Raw genomic sequence first — 26,584 nt, forward strand, 5'->3', positions numbered from 1 at the left:
CGGAGTGAGGCCCCGCACCTCTGCCCGAGTCAGCGCATCGTGACGATGCGGACCGCCTCGGCGCCGCGTTGCGCGCCCGCCGCCCCCTGTGTGCGGGCCTCGCGCCACTCGCTGGCCGTGTTCCCCGCGACCCACTCCCGGCCCGCGTAGGCGACCCGGGCGATGTGCAACTGGGAGGCGTTGGCCACCGCCCAGTGCGCCAGCTGCCAGCCCCGCTGGTCCGGGCCCCGCCCGGCGGAGGGGGCACCCGGGGGCACCGGCAGGGTGACGGTGCGGCCGCCGCCCCCGGAGGAGGTGCCCGGGGAGGGCGTAGGCGCGGCCGAGGCGCTGCCGTCGGGCTCCGGCGCGGCCGAGGCGCCGGGGGAGGGCGCGGTCGCCGCCGGGGTGCCCGGCGAGGGCGTCGAGGCGGCCGAGGGGGAGGCGTCCACCTGCGCGGCGGCCGGGGCCAGCACGTCCCGGCCGAAGTCCCGGACCAGGGCGGCCCGCACCCCGTCCGCACCCGAGGCGCGGGTCGCGCCCGGGCGGCCCTCGCAGGTCAGCGTGGCCGCGGACTGCCCGGTCAGCGCCGCGGCCAGCAGCGCGGCGTCCGGCTCGTGCTTGGCGTAGGCCTGCGGGAAGCCGCTGCGCTGCACCCGCTGCGCGGCGACGGTCAGCGGCAGCCGCGTGTAGCCCGGCACCTTGACCAGGTGGTCGTAGAACTCGCCCGCCGAGTAGGTCGGGTCCATGATCTCCCGCGGTGTGCCCCAGCCCTGCGAGGGCCGCTGCTGGAACAGGCCGAGGGAGTCGCGGTCGCCGTAGTCGATGTTGCGCAGGGCCGACTCCTGCAGGGCGGTCGCCAGCGCGATGGTCACGGCCCGCTCCGGCAGGCCCCGCGCGGTGCCCACGGCGGTGATCGTCGCCGCGTTGACCGCCTGCTCGGGCGTGAACGCGTAGGACGCCCCGTCGCCCTTGCCCGAGACGACCTTGCAGCCCGGTCCGCCCGATCCCCCGGTGACGTACTGCACGACGAGGTAACCGGCGACCGCGAGCAGGGCCAGGAAGGCGGACCCGCATCGGAACAGGCGGCCACGGCGCTTGGGAGAAGACTGCTCTGGCACGCGGTACAAGGTACTGGAGAGTACGAAGTGACAGGAGCCCGGTGCGGACAGCGGCCGCACGACCTGGCGCGTTAGGGTCGACGGCATGGCCGACACCTCGCTTGACCTCACGCTGGACGCCGCGGAGCTCACCGCCCGGCTCGTCGACTTCCGCTCCGAGAGCGGCACCGAGAAGCCCCTCGCGGACGCCGTCGAGGCCGCCCTGCGCGCGCTGCCCCACCTGACGGTCGACCGGTACGGCAACAACGTCGTGGCCAGGACGGACCTGGGCCGCGCCGAGCGGGTCGTCCTGGCCGGGCACATCGACACCGTCCCGATCGCGGACAACGTCCCCTCCCGGCTCGACGAGGACGGCGTCCTGTGGGGCTGCGGCACCTGCGACATGAAGTCCGGTGTGGCGGTCCAGCTGCGCATCGCGGCCACCGTCCCGGCCCCCAACCGCGACCTGACCTTCGTCTTCTACGACAACGAGGAGGTCGCCGCCGAGCTCAACGGCCTCAAGCACGTCGCCGAGGCGCACCCCGACTGGCTGGCGGGCGACTTCGCCGTCCTGCTGGAGCCGTCCGACGGGCAGGTCGAGGGCGGCTGCCAGGGCACCCTCCGGGTCGAGCTGAGGACCGCGGGCGAGCGCGCCCACTCGGCACGCGGCTGGATGGGCTCCAACGCCGTCCACGCCGCCGCCCCGATCCTCGCCCGCCTCGCCGCCTACGAGCCGCGCCGGCCGGTCGTCGACGGCCTCGAATACCGCGAGGGGCTGAACGCGGTCGGCATCGGCGGGGGAGTGGCCGGCAACGTCATCCCCGACGAGTGCGTCGTCACCGTCAACTTCCGCTACGCGCCCGACCGCACGCCCGAGGAGGCCGTCGCCCACGTCCGGGAGGTCTTCGCGGACTGCGCGCTGAGCGGGTTCGACGTCGTCGACCACAGCCCGGCCGCGATGCCCGGACTCTCCCACCCGGCGGCCAAGGCGTTCATCGAGGCGGTCGGCGGCACCCCGATGCCGAAGTACGGCTGGACCGACGTCTCCCGCTTCTCCGCCCTGGGCGTCCCCGCGGTCAACTACGGCCCCGGCAACCCCCTCCTGGCGCACAAGCGGGACGAGCGCGTGGAGGTCGCCAAGATCCTGGCGGGCGAGGAGTGCCTGCGGAACTGGCTCACCACCTGACCCGGCGGTCACCCCGGCGGGTTTACGCCGCTGTATCGCGGACATGCTCACGTCCCTCGTTCGTAACCCGCGTAGATCTACGCTGAGGTGGAAAGACAGGCACGACGGAGGGAGCGCACATGGCGACCGGCAACCCCGAGGGGAAGAAGCAGCCGCCGGAGGAACAGCGCCTGGGCCCGGTCCTCCGCAGGCGGGACCAGGTGCAGCCGGCGACGACGGACCAGCGGCTGCTCGACGAGCGCGCCCCCTCCGACTGGGTGCACACCGACCCCTGGCGGGTGCTGCGCATCCAGTCGGAGTTCATCGAGGGCTTCGGCACGCTGGCCGAACTGCCGCCCGCCATCAGCGTGTTCGGCTCCGCCCGCACCCCGGCGGACTCCCCGGAGTACGAGGCCGGCGTCCAGCTGGGCCGGGGCCTGGTGGAGGCCGGTTTCGCGGTCATCACCGGCGGCGGGCCGGGCGCCATGGAGGCCGCGAACAAGGGCGCCTGCGAGGCCAAGGGCGTCTCGGTCGGCCTCGGCATCGAGCTGCCGTTCGAGCAGGGGCTCAACCCGTACGTCGACATCGGGCTCAACTTCCGCTACTTCTTCGTCCGGAAGATGATGTTCGTCAAGTACGCGCAGGGCTTCGTGGTCCTGCCCGGCGGCCTCGGCACCCTCGACGAGCTCTTCGAGGCCCTCACCCTGGTGCAGACGCAGAAGGTCACCCGGTTCCCCATCGTGCTCTTCGGCACGGACTACTGGGGCGGCCTGGTGGAGTGGCTGCGCGACACGGTGATCGCCCAGGGCAAGGCGGCGGACAAGGACCTGCTGCTGTTCCACGTGACGGACGACGTGGACGAGGCGGTGGCCCTGGTGTCGAAGGAAGCGGGCAGGTAGAGGGCTCGTCGCGTCCGGGCTCCTGGCGGACCCCGCCGGGCCGTCGCGTGGGCGGAGCCGGGAGCACCGGGGGCGGAAACCCCCTGGTGGCCCTAGGCCAGCCCGCGCCGCGCGACGGCGGGGACCCGGTGCCCCGCGATCGCCGCCACCATCTCCAGCACCTGCCGCGTCTCCGCCACCTCGTGCACCCGGTACACCTGCGCGCCCAGCCACGCGGAGACGGCCGTGGTCGCCAGCGTCCCCACCACCCGCTCCTTCACGGGCCGGTCCAGCGTCTCCCCGACGAAGTCCTTGTTCGACAGCGACACCAGCACCGGCCATCCCGTGGCGACCATCTCGTCCAGTCGCCGCGTCGCCTCCAGGCTGTGCCGCGTGTTCTTGCCGAAGTCGTGGCCGGGGTCGATCATGACCGACTCCCGCGGCACGCCCAGCGCCACCGCCCGCTCCGCCAGCCCGACCGTGACCTCGAGGATGTCGGCCATGACATCGGCGTACTCGACCCGGTGCGGGCGGGTGCGCGGCTCGGCGCCCCCGGCGTGCGTGCACACCAGACCCGCCCCGTACTCGGCGGCGACCTCCGCCAGGGCCGGGTCGACACCGCCCCACGCGTCGTTCAGCACGTCCGCGCCGGCCTCGCACACCGCTCGGCCGACCTCGGCCCGCCAGGTGTCCACGCTGATGATCACGTCCGGGAACCGGCGGCGCACCTCCGCCACGAACCCGACCGTGCGGCGGGCCTCCTCCTCGGCCGTGACCTCCTCGCCCGGCCCGGCCTTGACCCCGCCGATGTCGATGATCGCGGCGCCGTCGGCCACGGCCTGCTCCACGCGGGCGAGGGCCGGCTCGTCGCGGAACGTGGCGCCCCGGTCGTAGAAGGAGTCCGGAGTCCGGTTGACGATCGCCATGATCACCGGCTCGTGGGGTCCGAATTCCCGCCTGCCCAGCCTGAGCATCCGCTGTGACCTTTCCTGGTAGGTGCCCCTCTTCCGCCGCCTGCGACCCTAACCGGCACACTCGCATGGCACGATCGGACCCTGACACCGTCCGTCCGAGAAGACTCAAGTTCCGTGCGACCGTGGGGGCCCGCGATGGTTATGTTCCTGTTCCTGGTCGTCGCGCTCGCCGTCGTGGTCGCCGCCGTGACCCTCGCCGTGGTCGGCGGCGGCGAGAACGGCCCGCTGCCCGAGGCCGCGCCCGAGCGGCTGCGCGACCCGCTGCCCCCGGACCGCCCGGTCGAGCGCGCCGACGTGGAGGGCCTGCGCTTCCCGCTGGCCGCCCGCGGCTACCGGATGGCCGACGTGGACGACGCCCTGAGCCGTCTGGGCGCGGAACTGGCCGAGCGCGACGCCCGCATCGCCGACCTGGAGTCGGCCCTGGCCGGGGCCCGCTCGGCCGCCGCCCACGGGCCGGTGCACGGCTCCGGCGAGCACCACGTCCCCCTCGACAAGCCCGCCCCCGGCCGGGAGGACCGCACGTGACCACGGGTGCCGCCCTCGCCGGCCCGGACGGCGCGCTGCGCTGCCCCTGGGCCCTGTCCGCCCCCGAGTACGTGGCCTACCACGACGAGGAGTGGGGCCGCCCGGTCCACGGCGACGACGCGCTCTTCGAGCGGCTGAGCCTCGAGGCGTTCCAGTCCGGGCTGTCCTGGATCACCATCCTGCGCCGCCGCCCGGGCTTCCGCGCCGCCTTCGCCGACTTCGAGATCTCCGCGGTGGCCGCCTTCACCGACGAGGACCGCGCACGCCTGCTGGCCGACGCCGGCATCATCCGCAACCGCGCCAAGGTCGACGCGACGATGGCCAACGCCCGGGTGCTGGCCGGGTGGTCCCCGGGCGAGCTGGACGAGCTGATCTGGTCCCACGCCCCCGACCCCGCCACCCGCCCGGCCCCCAAGGCCCTCTCCGACGTCCCGCCGGTCACCCCCGAGTCGACCGCCCTGTCCAAGACGCTGAAGAAGCGGGGCCTGCGCTTCGTCGGCCCGACGACGGCGTACGCGCTGATGCAGGCGTGCGGGCTGGTCGACGACCACCTGGAGGCGTGCGTGGCGAGGAGAGCCCGGTAAAGGAGCCCGGCAGAGGGCGGCCCGGCGGGGAAGCCGGGCGGGGGACAGCCCGGAAAGGGGGCGTCGCCGCCCCCCGGTCGGGCCTAGCGGCCCAGGTACTTGGGCTTCTCCTTGTCGACGAAGGCCTGCACGGCGATCGCGTGGTCCTCGGAGGAGCCCGCCCGGGTCTGCAGCTCGTCCTCCTTCTCCAGGGTCTCCTCGAGGGAGTGGGTCAGCCCGTGGGCCACCGACTCCTTCAGCGCCGCGTAGGCCACTGTGGGCCCCTCGGCCAGCGCCCGCGCCACCTTCTCGGCCTCCGCGCGCAGCTCCCCGGCCGGCACCAGCCGGTTGGCGACCCCGAGCTCGTAGGCCTCCTGCGCGCTGATGCTGCGCGGGAAGAGCAGCAGGTCGGTGGCGCGGGAGGGGCCGACCACCCGCGGCAGCGTCCAGGAGATGCCCGAGTCGGCGGTCAGCGCGACCCCGGCGAACGAGGTGTTGAACGAGGCCGTGTCCGCCACGATCCGGTAGTCCGCCGCGAGCGCGAAGCCGAAGCCCGCCCCGGCCGCCACCCCGTTCACCGCGGCGACTACCGGCTTCCGCGCCCCGGCCAGGGCCCGCACGATGGGGTTGTAGTGCTCCCGGACCGTGCTCATGGTCTGCCCCGAGCCGGTCTCCCGGTCCCGCACCAGCAGGCCGATGTGCTCCTTGAGGTCCTGGCCCACGCAGAACGCCCGGTCACCGGCGGCGGTCAGCAGCACCGCCCGCACCGCGGCGTCGCCCGCCGCGGACTCGACCGCCTCCCGCAGGGCGACCTTGGCCGCCACGTTCAGCGCGTTCATCGCCTCCGGGCGGTTCAGCGTGATCGTCGCGAGTCCGTCGCTCACCTCGTAGAGCACGGTGTCGGCCATGGCGTATCCCCTCCGGGTCGCGGATCGGGCCCGTACCGGCCGGTACGTCCCGGGTCTGCAGGACAGCATGACGGAGATCGCGGAGGGAAGACCGGCCCCGCCGTGTGACCTGCGTCAAAGAATTCTCGTCCGGATCTGTTCGGCGGATGTGCGTGCGGTGGCGGAGTATCGCAGCCTCACCGCCGAATTGAGTGGTTTTGCTCGCGTGCGTTGCCCAAGCGATGCCGACCGATGTTGGTCATCGGGTCCTGGGATGCGGGATAATGGCTGGGAAGCAATGTGTTCGATGCCGGTGTCGCGTGTCCTGCCACAAGGGCCGCACGTGTGCCCTTCTCAGGGCCGTCGGCTTTGACGATGAGCTGGGTTTCAGGAAGGGGAACGAGCATGGCGGCCATGAAGCCGCGGACGGGTGATGGCCCGCTCGAGGTGACCAAGGAGGGGCGGGGCATCGTCATGCGCGTTCCGCTCGAAGGCGGCGGTCGGCTCGTCGTCGAGCTGACCCCGGACGAGGCCGACGCCCTCGGCGACGCCCTCAAGAAGGTCGTCGGCTGACGCGCAAGCGACCATACCCTTTCAGCTGCCCCGGCATCACATGAGGTGCCGGGGCAGCTGTTTTCCCCTCCGGCACCGTGGGGCAGGGCGGCCCGGGCGTCCGCTAGCGCTTCACCGCGCACAGCAGGCCGTCGCCCACCGGCAGCAGCGACGGCACCAGCTCCTGGCTCTCGCGCACGGAGCGCAGCAGCTCCCGCAGCCGCAGCACCTCGGTGGGCTGCGGGCCGGAGTCCACGGTCCGCCCGTTGGCGAACGCGCCTTCGAAGACGACCAGTCCGCCGGGGCGCAGAAGCCGCAACGATTCAGCGAGGTAGTCCATGACCTCGAGGCGGTCGCCGTCGCAGAAGACCAGGTCGTAGCCGGCGTCCGCGAGGCGGGGCAGGACGTCCAGGGCGCGGCCCGGGATGAAGCGCGCCCGGTTGCTGGCGAAGCCGCAGGCACGGAAGGCCTGCCGGGCGAACTGCTGGTGCTCCGGCTCCGGGTCGACGGTCGTCAGCACGCCGTCCGGCCGCATGCCGTGCAGGAGGTGGATCCCGGAGACCCCGCAGCCGGTCCCGATCTCCGCGACGGCCTTCGCGTCGACGGAGGCGGCCAGCAAGCGCAGCGCGGCGCCCGTGCCGGGCGTCACCGAGCGCAGCCCTGCCTCGCGGGCCCGGTCCCGGGCCCACAGCAGCGCTTCGTCCTCGGCGACATAGGCGTCGGCGAACGCCCAGCTCGTCTGCCGGTTGCCGGTAATGACCCTCTCCTGTCCCCGTGAATGCCTGGGCGTGACTGTATCCGTTGGGCGCGGGAACCCGCAGATGGGACCGGTCGTTTAAGGGGATGAGCGACAGGTGTGGGCCGTGACGGGGGGCGGACGGTGGATCAGGACGGCGAGCAAGTCCCGACGCAGCAGTACGAGGCGTATCAGCCCACATCAATTTCTCGTAAAACCGCTTATCCGGTCCTAACGGGCGAGGTGGCTATGGTAGGGGCTCCACTGGACACCACCAGAGCTGACAGGGGAGGTGCGGCTGCGTCCGGCGATCGCGCAGGGGTGCTCAGGCGCTTCCTCGGATCAGCGGGCAGGCCGACATCTGTGAACGACACCGTTGCCGACCAGAGCCACGCCGGCTTCACCCAGACCGCGACCTTCACCAGCGACGCGGACGGGCAGGCGTGGACTCCGCCCACCTGGGAGGAGATCGTCAGCACGCACAGCGGCCGGGTCTACCGGCTCGCCTACCGTCTGACCGGCAACCAGCACGACGCGGAGGACCTCACGCAGGAGGTCTTCGTCCGCGTCTTCCGTTCCCTGTCGACGTACACGCCCGGCACCTTCGAGGGCTGGCTGCACCGCATCACCACGAACCTGTTCCTGGACATGGTCCGCCGCAAGCAGCGCATCCGGTTCGACGCGCTCGGCGACGACGCGGCCGAGCGGCTCCCCAGCAAGGAGCCCACCCCCCAGCAGGTGTTCAACGACGCCCACTTCGACGCGGACGTCCAGCAGGCCCTCGACACCCTGGCCCCCGAGTTCCGCGCCGCGGTCGTGCTGTGCGACATCGAGGGGCTGTCGTACGAGGAGATCGCCGCGACCCTCGGGGTGAAGCTCGGCACCGTCCGTTCGCGCATCCACCGCGGCCGCTCCCAGCTGCGCAAGGCCCTCGCGCACCGCTCGCCGGAGGCGCGCGCCGGGCGCCGCTCCTTCGTGCCCCGTGTCCCCGCCCTGGGAGGAGGGGGCGCGAGCGCGTGAGCGGAACACGACCGAAGGCTTCCGAGGGACACCTCGCAGAGCAGCATCTGGGAGACCGACTCTCCGCCCTGGTGGACGGCGAGCTCGGTCATGACGCGCGTGAGCGCGTACTGGCGCACGTGGCCACCTGCCCGAAGTGCAAGGCGGAGGTGGACGCCCAGCGCCGGCTGAAGAACGTGTTCGCGGAGGCGGCCCCGCCGCCCCCCTCCGAGAGCTTCCTGGCCCGCCTGCAGGGACTACCCGCGGGCGGCGGCCCGGACGGTGATGCCACGCCGCCGGGCCGGGGAGGGCTGCCCGACGTGTCCGGGCGGTTCGCCTCGTCCGGTGCCTTCGGGGTCAGGCGCGGCGACCGGTTCGACTTCGGCTACGCCCCGTCCCGCGACCACGTGCCGGCCCTGCCGTCCGACCAGCGCGGTCTCCCCTCGGGCAGCCGGGGTTTCCGCATCCACGACGTGGGACGGCCCGACACGGACCGGTCCTCCTCGCGGCTGCGGTTCGCCTTTGTGGCCGCCGGGGCGGTGTCCCTGGCCGCGATCGCGCTGGGCGGTGTCGCCGCCGTCACCCCGACCGACACCGAGGCCCGCAGCGGCTCCGGCTCGGGGAGCAACGTGACGCCGACGCGCACGCCGGGCACGGGAGCGGCCGCGGCGGCGCCCGAGTCCCAGCGGCGCCGCACCCCCGTCCCCCTGCTCACCCCGAACGGGCTGGGCCAGGCCCCGGTCGCCCCGACCGAGGTGTCCGCGCCCCTGCTGCCCGGAGTACCGGTGTCCGCCGCCCCGCAGCAGGCCGTGCACGCATTGGCCGCCCCGGTCATGGCAGGCGCGGCGGTCGTGTCCCCGCTGATACGTCCCCTGGAGGCGGCCACGCCGGCCGCTCTGACCTCGTGGTCCGCGGTCCCCGAGCTCACGGCGCCCCTGCTCGCTGTGCCCCTGACGGATCCCACCGCGGCCCCCTCCCCGGCGCCCTCCTCCCGCACGTCCCGCTGACCGGTCCCTGCGCGGTGGCCGGGGAACCTGATTGAATCCGGGGGTTGCCGCCCGCGGCCGAGGCAGTGGCCGGGGCGCCGATTCGACGAACCGCGGCCACCGCGACGGGCCGTGCCGCGGCTGTGGGGAGAGCATGGACGAGGGGAAGCCCACGAAGGGGAAGTGGTGGGGCAGGCCGCGGGCGCAGGAACCCGCGGGTGAGCCGGAGGACAGCACCCCGCAGCAGGCGACGGACCGGCACGACACGGGCCGCCCGGCGGACACCGCCGGGCCGGCACCCGCCGACACGGACGGGGACTTCGAACTGGCCCGGCCGGCAGCGCGTCACGCAGCCGAGGCGCAGGCGGACCGAGTCGCCTCGGGGGACCGGACCGGCCGGGGTGACGGCGACTACGAGTTGCGGAGCCCCGAGGTTCCTGTGCCTGCTGTCGCTGACACCAGTGCCTCGGCTGATGGGGAGGCCGGGGAGGCGGACAGGTCGTGCGCCCCCGCCGAGGACGACACCCTGCACGGGGGTTCCACCCCGGCCGCGGCGTCCGTACCCTCACCGTCCCCGTCCGTCCCAGCGTCCCCGTCCGTCCCTGCCGGAAGCGGTCCCCAGCCCCTGCACGACCCGGACCCGTACAGCACCCCGCCCTACGGCGAACCGGGCCCCTGGGCGCCCGCACCGCCCGTGCAGCACCCCGCGACGGCGGCGGGACAGGCCCTGGCAGCCCCCGTCCACCCGGCCGCGCCGGGCGCTCCCGTACCGGCGACCCACGCCGCGCCGCCGATGACGCCCCCGAGCGGGCCGGCAGCGGTGGCGCCTGGTGAGCCGCCGATGCCGCCGGCCGGGGCTCCCGCCCACCCCGGCGCCCCGCTGCCCACGCAGGCCCAGCCCACTGCCCAGCTCCCGGCGCAGGCCGAGCCCACCGCCCAGGACCCCGCGCAGGCCCCGCCCAGTACCCAGGCTGCTGCCCAGGCCCCGTCGGCCGCCGCTCCGGTGCCGGCTCAGGCGCCGCCCCCGGGTGGCCCCGCGGCTGCGCCGCCGCCGGATGCGGCCCACGGTGAAGGCGGCGCCGCGCCGGCGGCCCCCGAGACCGCCCCCGATACCGCCCCCGACCCCTGGCAGCGCTACGACCCCTGGGCCGTACCCGGGGGAAGTCAGGGGCCGTTGCAGCAGACCGGCGCCGCCGTGCTCAGCACCGCGCAGCGGCGCAGGAAGGGACGGAAGTCGCTCGTCGCCGCCGGTCTGGTGATCGCGCTCGTGTCCGGGGGCATCGGCGGCGCCGTGGGGACGTACCTGGAACGCAACGGCGGCGTCGGCGCCGTCGAGTTGCCGCAGGCGGGGAAGGAGCCCGCGGGCCGGGACGCCGAGAGTGTCGCCGGGATCGCCGGCCGGGCCCTGCCCAGCGTGGTCACCCTGCACGTGAGCGGCTCGGGCGAGCAGGGCACCGGCACCGGCTTCGTGCTCGACACCCGCGGCCACATCCTCACCAACAACCACGTCGTCCAGCCGGCCGGATCGGGCGGCGACATCACCGTCACCTTCGACGGCGGCCAGACGGCCCGGGCCGAGGTCGTCGGCCGGGACAGCGGCTACGACCTCGCCGTCGTGAAGGTGAAGGGCGTGCGCGGCCTCACCCCCCTGCCCCTCGGCAACTCGGACAACGTGCGCGTCGGCGACCCGGTCGTGGCCATCGGCGCGCCCTTCGACCTGGCCGGCACGGTCACCTCCGGCATCATCAGCGCCAAGCAGCGGCCCATCACGGCCGGCGGCGAGAAGGGCGACGGCAGCGACGTGTCCTACGTCGACGCGCTGCAGACCGACGCGCCCATCAACCCGGGCAACTCCGGCGGGCCCCTCCTCGACGCCCGGGCCCGGGTCATCGGCATCAACTCGGCCATCCGCTCGGCGGAGAGCGGCTCCGGCCCGGACAGCGGACAGTCCGGCTCGATAGGCCTGGGCTTCGCCATACCGATCAACCAGGGCAAGCGCGTCGCCGAGGAGCTGATCAACACCGGCCGGGCGACCCACCCCGTCATCGGCATCACCCTTGACATGGACTACTCGGGCGACGGCGCCCGGGTCGCCGCCGAGGGCGGCGAGGGAGGCCCGCCCGTGGCCAAGGGCGGCCCCGGCGCCGAGGCCGGCATCAAGGCGGGAGACGTCATCACCGAGGTGGACGGCCAGCGGGTCCACTCCGGGGAGGAGCTGATCGTCAAGACCCGGGCGCACCGCCCCGGGGACCGGCTGGAACTCACCCTGGAGCGGAACGGCAGGGAACGGACCGTCTCCCTGGTCCTCGGATCGTCCGGCGGCTGAGGGACGACGTGCCGGACGGACGCAGCCGACGCCGCGGCTCCCCCCGGGCGCCGGCGAGGCGAACAATCGGGAAAGCGCTCCCACCGCGCACACCCGGAGATCCCGGGACAGTACCGGTCGGACGGGATCGCCGGGTACCGTGGATCCGGCCCGGACCACGGCAGGACCCGCACCGACCACGAGGGCCGAGGACCGAGGACATCGCTAGGAGCTTCAGGTGTTCAATGACATAGGACCACTCGAGCTGGTGACGCTCATCGTCCTTGCCGTGCTCGTCTTCGGTCCGGACAAGCTCCCCAAGGTCATTCAGGACGTGACACGCACGATCCGGAAGATCCGTGAGTTCTCGGAGAGCGCCAAGAACGACATCCGGGAGGAACTCGGCCCGGAGTTCAAGGACTTCGAGTTCGAGGACCTCAACCCCAAGACGTTCATCCGCAAGCAGCTGGACAACGAGGACCTGGGGCTCAAGGAGATCCGCAACGGCTTCGACCTGAAGAAGGAGATGGCCGAGGTCACCGACGCCGTCCACGGCCGTGACTCCGACACGTCCTCCTCGTCCTCCTCGTCGTCCGGCTCCGCCGGCGGCCGGATCGACATGACGAAGAAGCCCGAGACGCCGGACCGGGACGACCGCCCGCCCTTCGACGCGGACGCCACCTGAGCACCGCCCCGGCCCGGGGCGGTGCGCCGGGCGGGAGTGACGCGTCTCATACTCCGGTCGGGGCGAGTACGGCCTGATCCGGGCGCTCGTGCGGCCCACGCGCCGGGCGCTTTCCCTGCTGCTCGCGGCGGGGTGGCTATGCTGCCCAGTTGACGGGTGGCCGCATACGGACCAGCAGCGCCACCCGAGGGGGGCGGGCCCACCGGCCCGACGAGAGCGAGGAGGCGTCCGGGCACATGGAGACGACGAGTCGGGCAGTCGCGCAGGCGCCGGCCGCGGAGGGTGGACAACCGGTCCCCTTCGCACGGCGTACGGTCGACGGCTACCTGCGTGCGCCCTTCCCGTGGTACGGCCTCGACGAGGCCTTCACGGGACCGCGCTGGCTGATGCAGGTCGGGACCACGGCCGACGGCGCCGTGGAGCACGGGTCCATCGGACACGGCGACGAGCCCACGGTGCGCAACGAGCACGCCGCCGGGGGCGATCAGGAGTCCAAGGAGAAGTTCGCGGTCGTGGTGACCGTGGCGGCCAACCCGCAGCGGCGCACCGCCGACGGCACGGGGCTGCTGGAGGCCACGTCGGTGTCGTCCGCGGCCTGGCTCGCGGGTGTGGGACTGCTGTCCTTCACCTGGCCCGGCCAGATGGACCACGCCCTGCGGGACGACTGGCTGGAGCAGCAGACCGAGACGGCGTGGGTGCTGGCCGACGACCTCGACGGGCCCGACTGGTCGACGCTGTCGCTGCCCGTGGACGGGGTGCCGACGGCCTTCCACTACCGGGAGTCGGAGTTCGGCTGGGTGCTCGCCGGGTCCACCGCGGCCGGGGTGCACGTCGGTGCGTACGGCCGGGGCATGAGCGCGTACGGGCTCGGGTTCGCCGTGGTGAAGGACATCGCCGCGTACGAGTGAGTTCGTTCGCGTACGAGTGAGTTCGTTCGCGTGCGCGTGAGTTCGCTGGGGCGCCGGGTTTCCGGCGCCCCTTCGCCGTGGGGCCTCGGCCTGGGGTGTCCGACGGGCGTCTCGGTCAGAACTTGTTGCGGGGAGTGATGCCCAGCGACAGGCCCGACAGGCCGCGCTGGCGGCCGCCCAGCTTGCCCGCGATCGCGCGCAGGGCCGAGCCCGCCGGGGAGTCCGGGTCCGTCAGCACGACCGGCTTGCCCTCGTCGCCGCCCTCGCGCAGGCGGACGTCGATCGGGATGCTGCCGAGGACCGGGACGTTCGCGCCGGTCGTGCGCGTCAGGCCGTCGGCGACGAGCTGGCCGCCTCCGGTGCCGAACACGTCGACCATCTCGCCGCAGTGCGGGCAGGGCAGCCCCGACATGTTCTCGACGACGCCGACGATCTTCTGGTGGGTCTGCACGGCGATGGAGCCCGCGCGCTCGGCGACCTCGGCGGCGGCCTGCTGCGGCGTCGTCACGACCAGGATCTCCGCGTTCGGGACCAGCTGGGCGACGGAGATCGCGATGTCGCCGGTGCCGGGCGGCAGGTCCAGGAGCAGGACGTCCAGGTCGCCCCAGTACACGTCGGCCAGGAACTGCTGAAGGGCTCGGTGCAGCATCGGGCCGCGCCACACGACCGGGGCGTTGCCCGGGGTGAACATGCCGATGGAGATGACCTTCACGCCGTTCGCGGACGGCGGCATGATCATGTTCTCGACCTGGGTGGGCCGGCCGTCGGCGCCCAGCATGCGCGGCACGGAGTGGCCGTAGATGTCGGCGTCCACGACACCGACCTTCAGGCCGTCGGCCGCCATCGCCGCGGCCAGGTTGACCGTCACCGAGGACTTGCCGACGCCGCCCTTGCCGGAGGCGACCGCGTAGACGCGGGTCAGGCTGCCCGGCTTGGCGAAGGGGACCTCGCGCTCCGTCTGCCCGCCGCGCAGGGCGGAGGCCAGCTCGCGGCGCTGCTCGTCGCTCATCACGTCCAGCGTGACGTCGACGCGGGTGACGCCCTCGACGGCGGAGACCGCGTCGGTCACGCGCTGCGTGATCGTGTCCCGCATCGGGCAGCCCGAGACCGTGAGGTACACGGTGACCGCGACCGCCCCGTCAGCACCGATCTCGACCGACTTGACCATCCCCAGCTCGGTGATGGGCTTGTGGATCTCGGGGTCGTTCACCGTCGCCAGTGCCTCGCGCACCGCGTCTTCCATAGCCATAGGGTCGATGGTACGGCGCCGTACCGGGGCGTAGGAAAGCGTCTCAGCGGTCGTCTGCGTCACGTCCCCGTGACCGTTCCGCCGGGAATACGACGGGGTCGTGGCGGTGGCCGTTCTGCCGCTCCTCCAGCTCCTTGACCATGTCCTGCAGCTCGGAGCGGATCCAGTCGCGGGTGGCGACCTCGCCCAGGCCGATGCGCAGGGCGGCGATCTCCCGCGTGAGGTACTCGGTGTCGGCGATCGACCGCTCGTTCTGCTTGCGGTCCTGCTCCAGGTTGACCCGGTCGCGGTCGTCCTGCCGGTTCTGCGCGAGCAGGATCAGCGGGGCGGCGTAGGAGGCCTGGAGGGACAGCATCAGGGTCAGGAAGATGAACGGGTACTCGTCGAAGCGCAGCTGACCCGGCGCGAAGACGTTCCACACCACCCACAGGATGATGACGACCGTCATCCAGACGATGAACCGCCCGGTGCCCAGGAAGCGCGCGATCCGCTCCGACAGCCGCCCGAACGCCTCCGGGTCGTACTCGGGCAGGAACCGCCGCCTGCGCAGCAGCGGCTGGTCCAGGCGGGTGCGCGGCCGGGAGGCGGCGGTGGCGCCCGAGGGGGCCCGGTCGCGTGCGGGGTCGCGCTCAGGAGCCATCGGTCGCCACCTCCTCGTCCAGGTGGAACTCCTGCTCGCGCCAGTCCTCCGGGAGCATGTGGTCGAGCACGTCGTCCACCGTCACCGCGCCCAGCAGCGACCCCGCCTCGTCGACGACGGGGGCGGCGACCATGTCGTACGTGGCGAAGAACCCGGCGATGGCGGGCAGGTCCGCCTGCGGGTCCAGCGGCTGCAGGTCGGTGTCCACGATGGAACTGACCAGGGACGGCGGTGGCTCGCGCAGCAGGCGCTGGAAGTGGACCGTGCCCAGGTACTTGCCGGTCGGGGTCTCGTCCGGCGGCCGGCAGACGTAGATCTGGGCGGCCAGGGCGGGCGACAGGTCGGGGTTGCGGACGCGGGCCAGGGCGTCGGCGACGGTGGCGTCCGGACGCAGCACGATCGGCTCGGTGGTCATCAGCCCGCCCGCCGTGCGGTCCTCGTACGACATCAGCCGCCGCATGTCGGCCGCGTCGCCGGGCTGCATCAGGCTCAGCAGCCGCTCCTGCTCGTCCGTCGGCAGCTCGCCCAGCAGGTCGGCCGCGTCGTCCGGGTCCATGGCCTCCAGCACGTCGGCGGCCCGCTCCTCCTTCAGCTTGCCGAGGATCTCGATCTGGTCGTCCTCCGGCAGCTCCTCCAGCACGTCGGCCAGCCGGTCGTCGTCCAGGGCGGCGGCGACCTCGGCCCGGCGCTTGGGGGAGAGGTGGTGCAGCACGTTGGCCAGGTCGGCGGCGCGCAGCTGCTCCAGCGTGGCCAGCAGGTTCTCCGCGCCCTGCCCCTGCTCCTCCAGCGAGAAGCCGGTGACGGCCGACCACTCCACGGTCAGCGCCTCGCCCTTGGCCCGCCGGAAGGCGCCGCCGCGCTTGCCCTTGCGGACGAAGACCCGGTCGATCTCCCAGTCCCGGCGGGCCGGCAGCTGGTGCACCGACAGGTCCAGGACGGTGGCCTCCTCACCCGTCTCGGTCAGCGTCACGCGCCGGTCCAGCAGCTCCCCGAACACCAGCCGCTCGGTGGGACGCTGCTCGAAGCGCCGCACGTTGAGCACGCCGGTGGTGATGACCTGGCCGGACTGGATGGCGGTGACCCGGGTCATCGGCAGGAAGATGCGGCGGCGGGTGGCGAGTTCGACGACCAGGCCGAGCAGTCTCGGCGGCCGCTGGCCCACCCGCAGCATGACGACCAGATCGCGCACCCGCCCCACCTGGTCGCCGGCGGGATCGAACACGGCGATGCCGGAGAGGTGCGATACGAAGATCCGGGGGGCGCCCGCTGCCATGGCCGCGGCTCCTTTTCGTGCGGGGTGGTTCGTGGTGCCTGTGTGTGGGGCTGTGCTGCTGCCTGTCTCTTCCGAATTGCCCGCTCGGGTGGGCTTCAGGCTAGCCCGTCCCGATCGGGGTTGCGTCGGCGGACGGTCCGGACGGACCGGCTCCGACCTGCCCGCACGACCCCGGTACCCTGCGGTACGCCGTTCAGGTCTCCCGTCAGAGAGGCAGCCCCACCTGTGACTCCGATTCGCCACGGCCGCAACCGCACTGCCGCACTCGCGAGCGCGACGTGCGCGCTGCTCGTGACGGGGACGGTGCTCACGGGCTGCGCGGAGGATCCGAACGAGGGCACCAACGGCGTCGGCCGGCTCCCGGCGGCGAAGATCCAGGCCAAGACCCGTGCGGTGGCCCAGTCCGCCGGGGCGGTGCGGGTGCACGGCAACGTCGTCAGCGGCGGCCGGACGTACGCCCTGGACATGCGGCTGAAGGACGACGGCGGCACCGGGTCGGTCACCACCAAGGGGGCGACCTTCAGGCTGCTGCGCGTCGGCGAGCAGCTCTTCGTCATGGCGGACGCGGAGTTCTGGAGTCACGGCAGCGGCCAGGGCGAGGGGGGTGCGTCGGACGCGGCGGCGGCCTCCAAGCTGAGCGGGAAGTTCGTGAAGGTGCCGCAGGGCGACCCCTCGTACAAGAAGTTCACCGGGTTCACGGACAAGGGGGTCCTCCTCGACGGTCTGCTGACCCTGCACGGCACGCTCGCCACGGACGGCCACGACGAGCAGGCGGGCGTCCGCACCATCCGGGTCACCGGCGACAAGGGCTCCGGCGGCACCCTGGAGGTCTCCCTGGAGGGCAGGCCGTACCCGCTGCGCCTGGAGCGGGCCGGCGGGGCCGGCACCCTCACGTTCTCCGCCTGGGGGCAGGACTTCGAGCTGAAGGAGCCGGACAAGGGCGAGACGGTGGACTACGGCCGGCAGCTGCCGGCGTCGTAGGCCGTCAGCCCCGTTTGCGCTTCTTCTTCAGCAGCAGCCGGGGCAGGCCCGCCGGGACCGGCCGGCGGGTGGTCGCCGGGGTGGGCACGGGCGCCTCGGCCAGGGAGCCGTCGGGCAGCGGCTCCCTCGCCCCGGTCGGCTCCAGCCGCAGTACCCGGCACTCGCGGGCCCAGCGCTCGGTCATGGCCTCGCCGTCGGGCGCGTTCAGCCGCTTGCCCTTCAGCTCCGCGACGGCCGCCTCCCACGCCTCGGTGCCCGGTCGGAGCTGGGTGATCCGGGCGGTCCAGGAGACCAGCCGGCCCCCCTTGTCCTTGCTGCGGACCGTCACCCGCGCCTCGCCGCCGTCGGCCAGGCCGGGCAGGGGCTGCTCGCCCGGCCCGTCGCCGACCAGGCAGGCGGCGCCCTCGTGCCACACGTGCCACAGGGCACGCGCCGGGCCGTCGGGGCCCTGGACCCAGACGAGGCCGGACTTCTTGGTGGCCTCCTCGACGAGGGCCTGGCCGAGCAGCTCGCTTGTCATGGGCACCAGCCTATCCAGGCCGCTCACAGCCAGCCGTTGCGCTTCAGGGTGCGGTGGATGCCGAGGCAGACGACCACCGTGAACCCCAGGATCACCGGATAGCCGTAGCGCCAGTGCAGCTCCGGCATGTGGTCGAAGTTCATGCCGTACACCCCGCACACCATCGTCGGCACGGCGATGATCGCGGCCCAGGAGGTGATCTTGCGCATGTCCTCGTTCTGCGCGACGGACGCCTGCGCCAGGTTGGCCTGGAGGATGGAGTTGAGCAGTTCGTCGAAGCCGAGGACCTGCTCCTGGACGCGGGCCAGGTGGTCGGCGACGTCCCGGAAGTACTTCTGGATGTCCGGGTCGATCAGCCGCATCGGCCGCTCGCTGAGCAACTGCATGGGCCGCAGCAGCGGCGACACGGCCCGCTTGAACTCCAGCACCTCGCGCTTGAGTTGGTAGATCCGGCCGGCGTCCGACCCGCGCGGAGCGCCCTTGCGCCCCGGGGAGAACACGTCGGTCTCGACCTCGTCGATGTCGTCCTGCACGGCGTCGGCGACGGCGATGTACCCGTCGACGACGTGGTCGGCGATGGCGTGCAGCACGGCCGAGGGGCCCTTGGCGAGCAGCTCGGGGTCGTCCTGGAGGCGGTGGCGCAGCGCCCGCAGCGAGCCCTGGCCGCCGTGCCGGACGGTGATGAAGAAGTCCCGGCCGGTGAAGCACATGACCTCGCCGGACTCCACGACCTCGCTGTTGGCGTCGAGTTGGTCGTGCTCCACGTAGTGGATGGTCTTGAACACCGTGAACAGCGAGTCGTCATAGCGCTCCAGCTTGGGCCGCTGGTGGGCCTGCACGGCGTCCTCCACGGCCAGCGGGTGCAGCCCGAACTCCCGGGCGATGCCGGAGAATTCGTCCTCCGTCGGCTCGTGCAGCCCGATCCACACGAAGCCGCCGTCGCGGCGCACCAGGCGGACCGCCTCGTGCGGGGTGAGCGGGGTCTCCGTCTCGATGCGGCGACCGTCGCGGTAGACGGCGCAGTCGACGACGGCGGTGGCCGCCGCGGGGCTGCGGGTGGTGTCGTACGTCCCGCCGTCCTTGCGCAGCGACACGCGGGAGGGACGGACAACGGCGCGCAGGTCGCGGATCATCGACATGGCGGGCTCCTTCGCGGGCGGGCGACGAACGGCGCCGGCGACGGCTGGAACCACCCGGAATGAAGACGTGGTGACTGCGGAGGTTTGGCACGTCCACAAAGCGGGGAGCACCGCACCGTCGCGGTGGCTTGTTCGTCACTGATTCAGCTACTGAGGCAGATCAGGCAAAGCGAAACGAAGCGCTCTTCCGCGTGGGGCGAGTGCGAGAGGTGGCAGCCGGCCAGAAGACGGAGCAGCTACATCAGCGGCGGGAGAGCGTGGTGCTACTGCACGGTCGACTTCGATCCATTGCAGCCCCACCTCCTCCGGCCGGTCCCTCGTGAGGGAGTTCCTTCGGCGTCGGGGCTTGACCGCGACTCCCCCAGTGCTTCAAGAACCTGGGGGGACCCACGTCTGCGCGCTGCCCCGAACCACCGGGCAAGAGTAGCAGCCGACACACCTGTCAAGGCGCTGCTTTGCCCGCTACTGACGAGTTCTATGCTCGCGGCATGGCAGATGTTCTTCCTCTGGTCGAGGCCCGGTTGCGCACCGCGCTGGGCGAACCGGACGCGCGGGCGGCGGTCACCTTCCTCGGCACGGACCGCATCGAGGTGCTCCGCTTCCAGGAGGGCGACATCGTCCGCTACGCCTCGCTCGGCATGTCCGCCCACCCCATGACGGACCCCACCGCGGTCGTCGCCGACCCGGTCCGGGGCCCGCGGGCCGAGCTGGTCCTGTCGGTGCGCTCCGGGCGCGCCGACACCGACAAGGTGCTGCGCCCGCTCGCGGTGCTGGCCGCCTCGCCGCAGGTGGAGGGCCTGGTGGTGGCTCCCGGCGCGTCCCTGGACGTCGGCGACCCGCTGTGGCCCGGGGCGCCGTTCACCTCGGTCCTGGTCGCCGAACCGGGCGGCCTGGTCGAGGACCTGGAACTGGACGAGCCCCTGGACCCGGTCCGCTTCCTGCCGCTGCTGCCGATGACGCCGAACGAGGCCGCCTGGAAGCGGGTGCACGGCGCGCAGGCGCTCCAGGAGCGCTGGCTGAACCACGGCACGGACCTGCGGGACCCGTCCCGCACGTCCGTGCCGCTGGGGTGAGCAAGCTCACCAACTTCGATGCCGGGGGCTCCAGTTGGCCTAACCGGCGAACACGCCGACCCCGTCCTCGGTCGCGTGCCGGGGCCGGAGCTCCTCGGCCTCGTGGGTGAGGGCCTCGCGCCGTACGGCGACCACGGCGGCACCGAGGACCGCGGTGACGGCCGCCACCACGAACGGCACGTGCGGGTCGGTCCACTCCTCGATCTTCGGCGCGAACCAGGGCGCGGCAGCCGCCGCGAACCAGCGGACGAAGTTGTAGCCCGCGCTCGCCACCGGCCGGGGCGCGTCCGAGACGCCGAGGGCCAGTTCGGTGTAGACGGTGTTGTTCACGCCGATGAAGGCACCGGACAGCACGGTGCACACGACGGCGGTGGTGTGCGAGCCGTAGCCGAGCACGAGGACGTCGGCCGCGAGCAGCACCAGCGAGCCGCCCAGCACCTTCAGGGAGCCGAACCGCTTCTGCAGCCGGGGCGCCACGACGACCGAGAAGACGGCGAGCAGCACACCCCAGGCGAAGAACACCGCGCCCGACCGGTAGGGGCTCATGTTCAGCACGAACGGCGTGAAGGCCAGCACGGTGAAGAACGTGTAGTTGTAGAAGAACGCCGAGATCGCCGCCGAGGCCAGGCCGCCGTGGCCGAGGGCCTTGAGGGGGTCGAGCAGCGAGGTCCTGCGGGCCGGCTTGGGCTGCTCCTTCAGGAACACCGTGATGCACAGGAAGCCGACGGCCATCAGGAACGCCGTGCCGAAGAACGGGTAGCGCCAGCTGGCGTCGCCGAGCAGGGCGCCCAGCAGCGGACCGCAGGCCATGCCGAGCCCGAGGGCCGACTCGTACAGCAGGATCGCCGCGGCGCTGCCGCCGGCCGCCGCGCCGACGATGACCGCCAGGGCCGTGGAGACGAACAGCGCGTTGCCGAGGCCCCAGCCCGCCCGGAAGCCGACCAGCTCGCCCACCGAGCCGGAGGTCCCGGAGAGTCCGGCGAACACCACCACGAGCGCCAGGCCGAGCAGCAGGGTCCTGCGCCCGCCGATCCGGCTGGAGACGAAGCCGGTCACCAGCATGGCGACGGCGGTGATCAGGAAGTACGAGGTGAAGAGCAGGGAGACCTGGCTCGCCGTGGCGTCCAGGCCACGGGCGATGGACGGCAGGATCGGGTCGACGAGTCCGATGCCCATGAAGGCGACGACGGACGCCCCGGCGGTCGCCCATACGGACTTGGGCTGCCTGAGGAGGCCGCCCGCTCCGGCGTCGAAGGGGTCCATGCTCGCTCCCTTTCCCGAGACACAGGTAGTTGGTATATACACATACTAAGTTAGCCGCGCTAATTAATGCAAGGTACATCTTGTTTTGGGGTGAAGGGTTCCGTCCGGTTGGGTGATCGTCCTTGACGCGGCGGGGTGTGGGTAGGACCGTGGGGCCCTATGAGGGGCGAACCCAGTTGCCCGAAGTGCGGTGGCCGGGTCAGGGCTCCCGGCCTCTTCTCCGATTCGTGGCAGTGCGATGCGCACGGCACCGTCCATCCGGTGCAGCCCGTGATACCGCCGAGCGTGGACGCCCTCGAAGTCGTGGTGCACCGCACGCAGGTGCCGGTGTGGATGCCGTGGCCGCTGCCCGTCGGGTGGCTGTTCACCGGGGTGGCCTGCGCGGGCGACGACCGTACGGGCGGCCGTGCGACCGCGGTGGCGTGCACCGGACCCGGGCCGCTCGGCGGGATGGGCGAGCTGATCCTGGTCGCCGAGGAGCTCGGCGTCGGACTCGGCGCGCGCTACGCCGGCGTGGACGGCCCCGACCCCGGTCCTCTCATCGACGTCGGCAAACCGGCGCAGGCGAAGGTGCTCGCGGCCGGGCGCCCCACCCCGCTGTGGCACGTGACCGGGGCGCCCGAGGACCGGGCCGTGTTCGCCGGCGAGGCCCTCGGGATGTGGCTGTGGGCCGTGGTCTGGCCGGAGCAGTCGGGCCTGCTGATGTACGACGAGCTGGTGCTGGCGGACCTGCGGGAGGCGGGTGCCGAGGTCGAACTGGTGCCGTGCGGGGCGCTGTCGCCGCGGCTGCTCCAGCCGTAGCGGCCGCTCGGTCCCTGGGCCGCACCGGGCGGCGGGGTCGGTCTGTAGGGGGCACATGGGCCGAGCGGGTGTGACAGGGCGGCGTGAAAAGACAGTTATCCTGAAGCGTCCGTGTCCGTCGTCCCCCGTTGGGAGTCAGCGTCGTGCGTATCGATCTGCACACCCACTCCACGGCCTCCGACGGGACGGACACGCCGGCCGAGCTGGTCCGCAAGGCCGCCGCCGCCGGCCTGGACGTCGTCGCGCTCACGGACCACGACACCACGCGCGGCCATGCCGAGGCGGTCGCCGCCGTACCCGGCGGGCTGACGCTGGTCACCGGGGCCGAGCTGTCCTGCCGCATCGACGGCATCAGCATGCACATGCTGGCCTACCTCTTCGACCCCGAGGAGCCCGCGCTGCTCGCCGAGCGCGAGCTCGTGCGCGACGACCGGGTGCCGCGCGCCCAGGGCATGATCGCCAAGCTCCAGGAGCTGGGCGTGCCCGTGACCTGGGAGCAGGTGGAGCGGATCGCGGGCGGCGGGTCGGTCGGGAGGCCGCACGTGGCCAGCGCGCTCGTCGAGCTGGGTGTCGTGGCCACTGTCGACGAGGCCTTCACCCGGGACTGGCTCGCCGACGGCGGCCGGGTCTTCGTGGAGAAGCACGAGACGGACCCCTTCGAGGCGATCCGGCTGGTCAAGGGCGCGGGCGGGGTCGCGGTGTTCGCCCACCCCGGCGCGAGCAAGCGCGGACGCACCGTGCCGGACACCGCCATCGCGAAGATGGCCGAAGCCGGGCTGGACGGCATCGAGGTCGACCACATGGACCACGACGCCGACACCCGGGCGAGGCTGCGCGGCCTCGCCAAGGAGCTGGGGCTGCTGGTGACCGGCTCCTCGGACTACCACGGCAGCCGGAAGACCTGCGTGCTCGGCGAGTACACGACGGACCCCGAGGTCTACGGGGAGATCACCCGGCGGGCGTTCGGGGCGTTCCCCGTGCCCGGCGCCGGCGGAACCGTCTGACCTCCTCCTCACCCTGATCCCCGACGGGCACCCGGCGTGATCCGCCGTGCCCTCGTCGCTCCCTCATTCCACGTCCGTGCGGCCGGTCCGGTGCCTTCCTCCGCCCTGCCGCGGGGACGCCTGCCCACAGCGGTGGCACCGGCGGCCGCGTCGCTCGCGGCCCGCCGTCCCGCCCCGCCCTCCGCTCACTCGCAAGGCCACTACGCACATGTTCGACGTCGCCGTCTTCGGCTCCCTCTTCCTCACCCTGTTCGTCATCATGGACCCGCCGGGCATCACCCCGATCTTCCTCGCGCTCACCGCGGGGCGGCCCGGGAAGGTGCAGAAGCGGATGGCCTTCCAGGCCGTCTGCGTCGCCGGCGGGGTGATCACGGTGTTCGGGCTGCTCGGGCACCAGATCCTGAACTACCTGCACGTCTCGGTGCCCGCCCTGATGATCGCGGGCGGGCTGCTGCTTCTGCTCATCGCGCTGGACCTGCTCACCGGCAAGACCGACGAGCCGCAGCAGACCAAGGACGTCAACGTCGCCCTGGTGCCGCTCGGCATGCCGCTGCTGGCCGGGCCGGGCGCGATCGTGTCGGTCATCCTCGCCGTGCAGAAGGCCGACAGCGTCGCCACGCAGGTGTCGGTGTGGACGGCGATCCTCGCCATCCACGTCGTGCTGTGGCTGGTGATGCGCTACTCGCTGGTCATCATCCGCATCATCAAGGACGGCGGTGTGGTCCTGGTGACGCGGCTGGCGGGCATGATGCTCTCCGCGATCGCCGTGCAGCAGATCATCAACGGCGTCACGCAGGTGATCCAGGGCAGCTGAGGCGTCCGGTGCGCCGCCGCGAACCGCCTTGAGGCGTCCGGTGCGCCGCCGCGAGACGGCCTCGGGGTGGCTCGGCTGGTGCGCACCGCGCACCTGCCGACGCGCCCGCGCCCGCGCGGGGGAACCCCCTGAACAGCGCAGCCCCCGCTCGGCCGGTGCCGGGCGGGGGCTGCGAAGCATGAAGAGCGCTGAGCGCGTTATGAGGCCGTGGTCTCGGCCGGGCGTATCCACAGGCGCTGCCCGATGGCGGCGGCCTGCTGCACGATGTGGTTGACGGAGGCGGCGTCCACAACGGTCGAGTCCACGGGTGTGCCGTCGACGTCGTCGAGTCGCATGATTTCGAAGCGCAAGGGCTTCTCCCTTCGTCTGGTCATCCTCCTGAGGAGAACTACTTGAGTGGCGGCCCACCAGGCTGCGGCGCTCGGTGTTCCGTATGAGTCAACAGGGGAGGGTGCGTCAAACATTCCCTACGCTAAGGAAAATTTTCGAACGGCTAATTACCGAGCCGTAAGAGTGTCGTTACGGGACCGACCGGGACCGGTTGTGTCCGCTGTGTGACCGCCCGGACAATGGCAGAGATGAACGACGACCTGGCGGCCCTCAGCGCCCGCATCGACCGCACCAACGAGCTGCTGCAGCGCATGCTCGCCGAGGTGGCGAAGACGCCCTCCACGCACGCGATCTTCGTCGATGCCGGGTACCTCTACGCGGCCGCGGGGCGCCTGGTGGCCGGGACGGAGGACCGGCGCGCCTTCGACCTGGACGCCGAGGGGCTGATCGACGCGCTCATCGACAAGGCCCGCACGATCTTCGCGGACAGCAGGCTGCTGCGCGTCTACTGGTACGACGGTGCCCGCCGCCGCATCCACACCGCCGAGCAGCAGATCATCGCCGAGCTGCCCGACGTCAAGGTGCGGCTGGGCAATCTGAACGCCAACAACCAGCAGAAGGGCGTCGACTCCCTCATCCGCACCGATCTGGAGTCCCTCGCCCGGCACCGCGCCATCAGCGACGCGGCCCTCCTCGGCGGTGACGAGGACCTGGTCTCCGCCGTCGAGGCCGCCCAGGGCTACGGCGCCCGGGTCCACCTGTGGGGCATCGAGGCCCCGGAGGGCCGCAACCAGGCGGAGCCGCTGCTGTGGGAGGTCGACAGCCAGCGCACCCTCGACCTCGACTTCTTCAAGCCGTACGTCTCCCGCCGCACGGCCGCCGCCCACGAGCCGGCCGCGGGCCGTCCCACCCGGGACGACGTGCGGTTCGTGGGCGCGCAGATCGCGGCGAAATGGCTGGCGGCCCGCGGCCGGAACGCCCTGGTGGAACTGCTGCCCGGCCACCCCTACCTGCCCGGCTCGGTGGACCAGGACCTGCTCGTGGAGGCGGAGGGCCTTCTGCAGTACTCCCTCCGCGGCCAGGCGGACCTGCGCCGCGCCCTGCGCGACGGCTTCTGGGAGCACCTGCAGACGCAGTTCTAGGGTCCGGCGGACGCCGGGTCCTCACCCGCGCCGCGTGCCGTCCCAGAAGTCGGCCAGGGCGTGGGCCGTCGGCAGGGGGCGCTCGGCGTTGGGGGAGTGCTCGGCGCCCTCGACCACCGTGCGGTGCGCGCCCAGGCGTACGGCCATGTCGTCCAGGACCGGCACCGGCCAGGTGTCGTCGTACGCGCCGGACAGGACGTGCATCGGCAGCGGTACGGCGGCGAGTTCGGCCACGCGGTCCGGCTCGCTGCACAACTGCCTTCCTGTCGCCAGCAGTTGGGCCGGCTTGTTGCCCAGCCAGCGGCGCCGCATCTGCTCCTCGTCGCCGAACCCGCGGGCCGGCCCGCCCACTTCCTCCGGCGGGCCCATCGCCCGGATGGCCTCCCACACCTCGTCCATCGACATCACGGCCAGCGCGTCGCGCAGCAGCTTCACGCGCTGCTGCTGGGAGACGGAGATCTCCGCCGGGCCGGACGACATCAGGGTGAACGACAGGAAGGGGGAGTGGTCGAGCAGCACGGCCGCACGGGCGATCTGCCCGCCGAGCGAGTGCCCGACGAGGTGCACGGGCACCCCGAGCGCCGCGGCCTGGGCCTGCACGTCCCGGGCCAGTTCCCGCTGTGCGTAGGCGGTTTCGTCGTGCTCGGGCCCGTCCGACTCGTGCTGGCCGCGGCCGTCCACGGCGACGAGCCGGTACCCGCGCTCCGCGAGCGGCTCGTGCAGCAGCCGGAAGTCCTCCTTGCTCCCGGTGAACCCGGGCAGCATCAGCACGACCCCCGCGACGTCCCTGCCCTCCCCCGGCGACGAGTCGACGGCGGCGAACTCACCGCGGTCGGTGCGCAGTCGGTAGGCACGGGCGCCGGGGGGCGGGGGGAAGGCGGGGTGGCTGGTCACGGGGTGAGGGTAGCGGGTGGGGGCCCGGTCCCCGAGTCGGCGGGTCCACGCCGAGAACGCGTCCCCGGGGTTCCGGAAGCCGGTCCACGGCCCCTCTCGTGAGGCTCCGAGGACGGTGGGCAGCCGTTGTTCCGCGCTGGTCGGGTCGGCATCGGGGCTGGGGCGGGCGGTCGGCGGTGGGCGCGTGGTCCGCGGTGTCGCGACTCCCTGCGCGAGCGTAGG

At 72.8% G+C, this 26,584-nt stretch carries 28 protein-coding genes; 16 read left to right on the top strand and 12 right to left on the bottom strand.

The features are described from left to right. Nucleotides 1–29 precede the first annotated feature (29 nt). Nucleotides 30–1,097 (bottom strand): heavy metal transporter, encoded by a 1,068-nt coding sequence (locus tag ACFYWG_RS18380; RefSeq protein WP_389202235.1) that lies wholly within the window; start codon nt 1,095–1,097, stop codon nt 30–32. Nucleotides 1,098–1,182: 85 nt separating this feature from the next. Here ACFYWG_RS18380 and dapE point away from each other — a divergent pair, with 85 nt between their 5' ends. After that, entirely contained in the window at nt 1,183–2,262 is a 1,080-nt protein-coding gene (dapE, locus tag ACFYWG_RS18385; protein ID WP_389202237.1) for a succinyl-diaminopimelate desuccinylase, read from the top strand. A 119-nt stretch (nt 2,263–2,381) separates the two neighbouring features. Then, entirely contained in the window at nt 2,382–3,140 is a 759-nt protein-coding gene (locus tag ACFYWG_RS18390; protein WP_376332456.1) for a TIGR00730 family Rossman fold protein, read from the top strand. A gap of 92 nt (nt 3,141–3,232) precedes the next feature. Here ACFYWG_RS18390 and folP read toward each other — a convergent pair whose 3' ends face one another. After that, a complete protein-coding gene (gene folP / locus ACFYWG_RS18395) occupies nt 3,233–4,093 on the bottom strand; it encodes a dihydropteroate synthase (RefSeq protein WP_383505990.1) in 861 nt (286 codons plus the stop codon). Between the two features lie 135 nt (nt 4,094–4,228). On the opposite strand from folP, the gene ACFYWG_RS18400 reads away from it, so the two are divergent. Both ACFYWG_RS18400 and ACFYWG_RS18405 read left to right on the top strand, forming a co-directional pair. Continuing rightward, complete coding sequence (locus tag ACFYWG_RS18400; protein WP_376332460.1) at nt 4,229–4,618, top strand: DivIVA domain-containing protein; 390 nt, start codon at nt 4,229–4,231, stop codon at nt 4,616–4,618. Beyond that, a complete protein-coding gene (locus tag ACFYWG_RS18405) occupies nt 4,615–5,202 on the top strand; it encodes a DNA-3-methyladenine glycosylase I (RefSeq protein WP_389202240.1) in 588 nt (195 codons plus the stop codon). Before ACFYWG_RS18400 ends, ACFYWG_RS18405 begins: the two co-directional genes overlap by 4 nt. 83 nt (nt 5,203–5,285) lie before the next feature. Here ACFYWG_RS18405 and ACFYWG_RS18410 read toward each other — a convergent pair whose 3' ends face one another. Further along, entirely contained in the window at nt 5,286–6,089 is an 804-nt protein-coding gene (locus tag ACFYWG_RS18410; RefSeq protein ID WP_389202242.1) for an enoyl-CoA hydratase/isomerase family protein, read from the bottom strand. 384 nt (nt 6,090–6,473) lie between these two features. On the opposite strand from ACFYWG_RS18410, the gene ACFYWG_RS18415 reads away from it, so the two are divergent. Continuing rightward, nucleotides 6,474–6,641, top strand: a complete 168-nt coding sequence (locus ACFYWG_RS18415) for a DUF3117 domain-containing protein (protein WP_003966491.1) — start codon at nt 6,474–6,476, stop codon at nt 6,639–6,641. Between the two features lie 103 nt (nt 6,642–6,744). Here the strand turns inward: ACFYWG_RS18415 and ACFYWG_RS18420 are convergent, their stop codons facing one another. Continuing rightward, the gene (locus tag ACFYWG_RS18420; RefSeq protein WP_376332550.1) at nt 6,745–7,443 is read right to left on the bottom strand and encodes an O-methyltransferase; all 699 of its coding nucleotides are present in this window, start codon (nt 7,441–7,443) and stop codon (nt 6,745–6,747) included. A 234-nt stretch (nt 7,444–7,677) separates the two neighbouring features. On the opposite strand from ACFYWG_RS18420, the gene sigE reads away from it, so the two are divergent. The 5 genes from sigE to ACFYWG_RS18445 all read left to right on the top strand — a co-directional run bounded on the left by sigE (nt 7,678) and on the right by ACFYWG_RS18445 (nt 13,239). Next, nucleotides 7,678–8,376: an RNA polymerase sigma factor SigE gene (gene sigE / locus ACFYWG_RS18425; RefSeq protein ID WP_376332466.1), complete on the top strand. Its 699-nt coding sequence runs from the start codon at nt 7,678–7,680 to the stop codon at nt 8,374–8,376. After that, on the top strand, nt 8,373–9,362 hold the full coding sequence (locus tag ACFYWG_RS18430; RefSeq protein WP_389202244.1) for a zf-HC2 domain-containing protein: 990 nt from the start codon (nt 8,373–8,375) through the stop codon (nt 9,360–9,362). Before sigE ends, ACFYWG_RS18430 begins: the two co-directional genes overlap by 4 nt. Before the next feature lie 133 nt (nt 9,363–9,495). Next, nucleotides 9,496–11,667, top strand: coding sequence for a trypsin-like peptidase domain-containing protein (locus ACFYWG_RS18435; RefSeq protein ID WP_389202246.1), 2,172 nt, complete (start codon nt 9,496–9,498; stop codon nt 11,665–11,667). A gap of 217 nt (nt 11,668–11,884) precedes the next feature. Next, entirely contained in the window at nt 11,885–12,331 is a 447-nt protein-coding gene (locus tag ACFYWG_RS18440; RefSeq protein WP_383505971.1) for a sec-independent translocase, read from the top strand. Between the two features lie 236 nt (nt 12,332–12,567). Then, nucleotides 12,568–13,239: a hypothetical protein gene (locus ACFYWG_RS18445; protein ID WP_376332474.1), complete on the top strand. Its 672-nt coding sequence runs from the start codon at nt 12,568–12,570 to the stop codon at nt 13,237–13,239. A gap of 115 nt (nt 13,240–13,354) precedes the next feature. Here the strand turns inward: ACFYWG_RS18445 and ACFYWG_RS18450 are convergent, their stop codons facing one another. Genes ACFYWG_RS18450 through ACFYWG_RS18460 form a run of 3 tightly spaced genes read right to left on the bottom strand, consistent with a single transcriptional unit; the run spans nt 13,355 to nt 16,401 of the window. Continuing rightward, complete coding sequence (locus tag ACFYWG_RS18450; RefSeq protein WP_376332476.1) at nt 13,355–14,488, bottom strand: Mrp/NBP35 family ATP-binding protein; 1,134 nt, start codon at nt 14,486–14,488, stop codon at nt 13,355–13,357. Nucleotides 14,489–14,531: 43 nt separating this feature from the next. After that, nucleotides 14,532–15,128: a DUF1003 domain-containing protein gene (locus tag ACFYWG_RS18455; RefSeq protein WP_376332478.1), complete on the bottom strand. Its 597-nt coding sequence runs from the start codon at nt 15,126–15,128 to the stop codon at nt 14,532–14,534. Then, a complete protein-coding gene (locus ACFYWG_RS18460; protein ID WP_383505965.1) occupies nt 15,118–16,401 on the bottom strand; it encodes a magnesium transporter MgtE N-terminal domain-containing protein in 1,284 nt (427 codons plus the stop codon). Before ACFYWG_RS18460 ends, ACFYWG_RS18455 begins: the two co-directional genes overlap by 11 nt. 225 nt (nt 16,402–16,626) lie before the next feature. Between ACFYWG_RS18460 and ACFYWG_RS18465 the strand changes: the two genes are divergently transcribed. Further along, nucleotides 16,627–17,382 carry a hypothetical protein gene (locus ACFYWG_RS18465; protein WP_383505962.1) on the top strand — a complete coding sequence of 252 codons (756 nt, stop codon included), beginning with the start codon at nt 16,627–16,629 and terminating at the stop codon, nt 17,380–17,382. A gap of 4 nt (nt 17,383–17,386) precedes the next feature. Here the strand turns inward: ACFYWG_RS18465 and ACFYWG_RS18470 are convergent, their stop codons facing one another. Both ACFYWG_RS18470 and ACFYWG_RS18475 read right to left on the bottom strand, forming a co-directional pair. Then, nucleotides 17,387–17,902: a hypothetical protein gene (locus ACFYWG_RS18470; RefSeq protein ID WP_389202250.1), complete on the bottom strand. Its 516-nt coding sequence runs from the start codon at nt 17,900–17,902 to the stop codon at nt 17,387–17,389. 23 nt (nt 17,903–17,925) lie between these two features. Continuing rightward, a complete protein-coding gene (locus ACFYWG_RS18475; RefSeq protein ID WP_376332484.1) occupies nt 17,926–19,041 on the bottom strand; it encodes a magnesium and cobalt transport protein CorA in 1,116 nt (371 codons plus the stop codon). 488 nt (nt 19,042–19,529) lie between these two features. Here ACFYWG_RS18475 and ACFYWG_RS18480 point away from each other — a divergent pair, with 488 nt between their 5' ends. Continuing rightward, nucleotides 19,530–20,114 (top strand): suppressor of fused domain protein, encoded by a 585-nt coding sequence (locus tag ACFYWG_RS18480; protein WP_383505953.1) that lies wholly within the window; start codon nt 19,530–19,532, stop codon nt 20,112–20,114. Between the two features lie 39 nt (nt 20,115–20,153). Here the strand turns inward: ACFYWG_RS18480 and ACFYWG_RS18485 are convergent, their stop codons facing one another. Further along, nucleotides 20,154–21,377, bottom strand: coding sequence for an MFS transporter (locus ACFYWG_RS18485; RefSeq protein WP_385416424.1), 1,224 nt, complete (start codon nt 21,375–21,377; stop codon nt 20,154–20,156). A gap of 159 nt (nt 21,378–21,536) precedes the next feature. Between ACFYWG_RS18485 and ACFYWG_RS18490 the strand changes: the two genes are divergently transcribed. From ACFYWG_RS18490 to ACFYWG_RS18500, 3 genes are all read left to right on the top strand, one after another. After that, nucleotides 21,537–22,178 carry a DUF6758 family protein gene (locus ACFYWG_RS18490; RefSeq protein WP_389202253.1) on the top strand — a complete coding sequence of 214 codons (642 nt, stop codon included), beginning with the start codon at nt 21,537–21,539 and terminating at the stop codon, nt 22,176–22,178. A gap of 143 nt (nt 22,179–22,321) precedes the next feature. Next, on the top strand, nt 22,322–23,182 hold the full coding sequence (locus ACFYWG_RS18495) for a PHP domain-containing protein (RefSeq protein WP_376332491.1): 861 nt from the start codon (nt 22,322–22,324) through the stop codon (nt 23,180–23,182). A gap of 208 nt (nt 23,183–23,390) precedes the next feature. After that, entirely contained in the window at nt 23,391–23,996 is a 606-nt protein-coding gene (locus ACFYWG_RS18500; RefSeq protein WP_376332493.1) for a MarC family protein, read from the top strand. Nucleotides 23,997–24,193: 197 nt separating this feature from the next. On the opposite strand, the gene ACFYWG_RS18505 is transcribed toward ACFYWG_RS18500, so the two are convergent. Then, nucleotides 24,194–24,346: a hypothetical protein gene (locus tag ACFYWG_RS18505; RefSeq protein WP_333936880.1), complete on the bottom strand. Its 153-nt coding sequence runs from the start codon at nt 24,344–24,346 to the stop codon at nt 24,194–24,196. Between the two features lie 228 nt (nt 24,347–24,574). On the opposite strand from ACFYWG_RS18505, the gene ACFYWG_RS18510 reads away from it, so the two are divergent. Then, a complete protein-coding gene (locus ACFYWG_RS18510; protein WP_383505942.1) occupies nt 24,575–25,468 on the top strand; it encodes an NYN domain-containing protein in 894 nt (297 codons plus the stop codon). Between the two features lie 21 nt (nt 25,469–25,489). On the opposite strand, the gene ACFYWG_RS18515 is transcribed toward ACFYWG_RS18510, so the two are convergent. Further along, nucleotides 25,490–26,362 (bottom strand): alpha/beta fold hydrolase, encoded by an 873-nt coding sequence (locus ACFYWG_RS18515; RefSeq protein WP_383505939.1) that lies wholly within the window; start codon nt 26,360–26,362, stop codon nt 25,490–25,492. Nucleotides 26,363–26,584 lie beyond the last annotated feature (222 nt).

This window comes from Streptomyces sp. NPDC003456 (assembly GCF_042878735.1).
Classification (GTDB): Bacteria; Actinomycetota; Actinomycetes; order Streptomycetales; family Streptomycetaceae; genus Streptomyces.

Coding starts and splice junctions, on each gene's coding strand:
- ACFYWG_RS18450 (WP_376332476.1), bottom strand. CDS start 14,488: ATGGCTATGGAAGACGCGGTGCGCGAGGCACTGGCGACGGTGAACGAC.
- ACFYWG_RS18455 (WP_376332478.1), bottom strand. CDS start 15,128: ATGGCTCCTGAGCGCGACCCCGCACGCGACCGGGCCCCCTCGGGCGCC.
- ACFYWG_RS18485 (WP_385416424.1), bottom strand. CDS start 21,377: ATGGACCCCTTCGACGCCGGAGCGGGCGGCCTCCTCAGGCAGCCCAAG.
- ACFYWG_RS18460 (WP_383505965.1), bottom strand. CDS start 16,401: ATGGCAGCGGGCGCCCCCCGGATCTTCGTATCGCACCTCTCCGGCATC.
- ACFYWG_RS18410 (WP_389202242.1), bottom strand. CDS start 6,089: ATGGCCGACACCGTGCTCTACGAGGTGAGCGACGGACTCGCGACGATC.
- ACFYWG_RS18510 (WP_383505942.1), top strand. CDS start 24,575: ATGAACGACGACCTGGCGGCCCTCAGCGCCCGCATCGACCGCACCAAC.
- ACFYWG_RS18445 (WP_376332474.1), top strand. CDS start 12,568: ATGGAGACGACGAGTCGGGCAGTCGCGCAGGCGCCGGCCGCGGAGGGT.
- ACFYWG_RS18470 (WP_389202250.1), bottom strand. CDS start 17,902: ATGACAAGCGAGCTGCTCGGCCAGGCCCTCGTCGAGGAGGCCACCAAG.
- ACFYWG_RS18390 (WP_376332456.1), top strand. CDS start 2,382: ATGGCGACCGGCAACCCCGAGGGGAAGAAGCAGCCGCCGGAGGAACAG.
- ACFYWG_RS18475 (WP_376332484.1), bottom strand. CDS start 19,041: ATGTCGATGATCCGCGACCTGCGCGCCGTTGTCCGTCCCTCCCGCGTG.
- folP (WP_383505990.1), bottom strand. CDS start 4,093: ATGCTCAGGCTGGGCAGGCGGGAATTCGGACCCCACGAGCCGGTGATC.
- dapE (WP_389202237.1), top strand. CDS start 1,183: ATGGCCGACACCTCGCTTGACCTCACGCTGGACGCCGCGGAGCTCACC.
- ACFYWG_RS18435 (WP_389202246.1), top strand. CDS start 9,496: ATGGACGAGGGGAAGCCCACGAAGGGGAAGTGGTGGGGCAGGCCGCGG.
- ACFYWG_RS18415 (WP_003966491.1), top strand. CDS start 6,474: ATGGCGGCCATGAAGCCGCGGACGGGTGATGGCCCGCTCGAGGTGACC.
- ACFYWG_RS18500 (WP_376332493.1), top strand. CDS start 23,391: ATGTTCGACGTCGCCGTCTTCGGCTCCCTCTTCCTCACCCTGTTCGTC.
- ACFYWG_RS18490 (WP_389202253.1), top strand. CDS start 21,537: ATGAGGGGCGAACCCAGTTGCCCGAAGTGCGGTGGCCGGGTCAGGGCT.
- ACFYWG_RS18480 (WP_383505953.1), top strand. CDS start 19,530: ATGGCAGATGTTCTTCCTCTGGTCGAGGCCCGGTTGCGCACCGCGCTG.
- ACFYWG_RS18400 (WP_376332460.1), top strand. CDS start 4,229: ATGGTTATGTTCCTGTTCCTGGTCGTCGCGCTCGCCGTCGTGGTCGCC.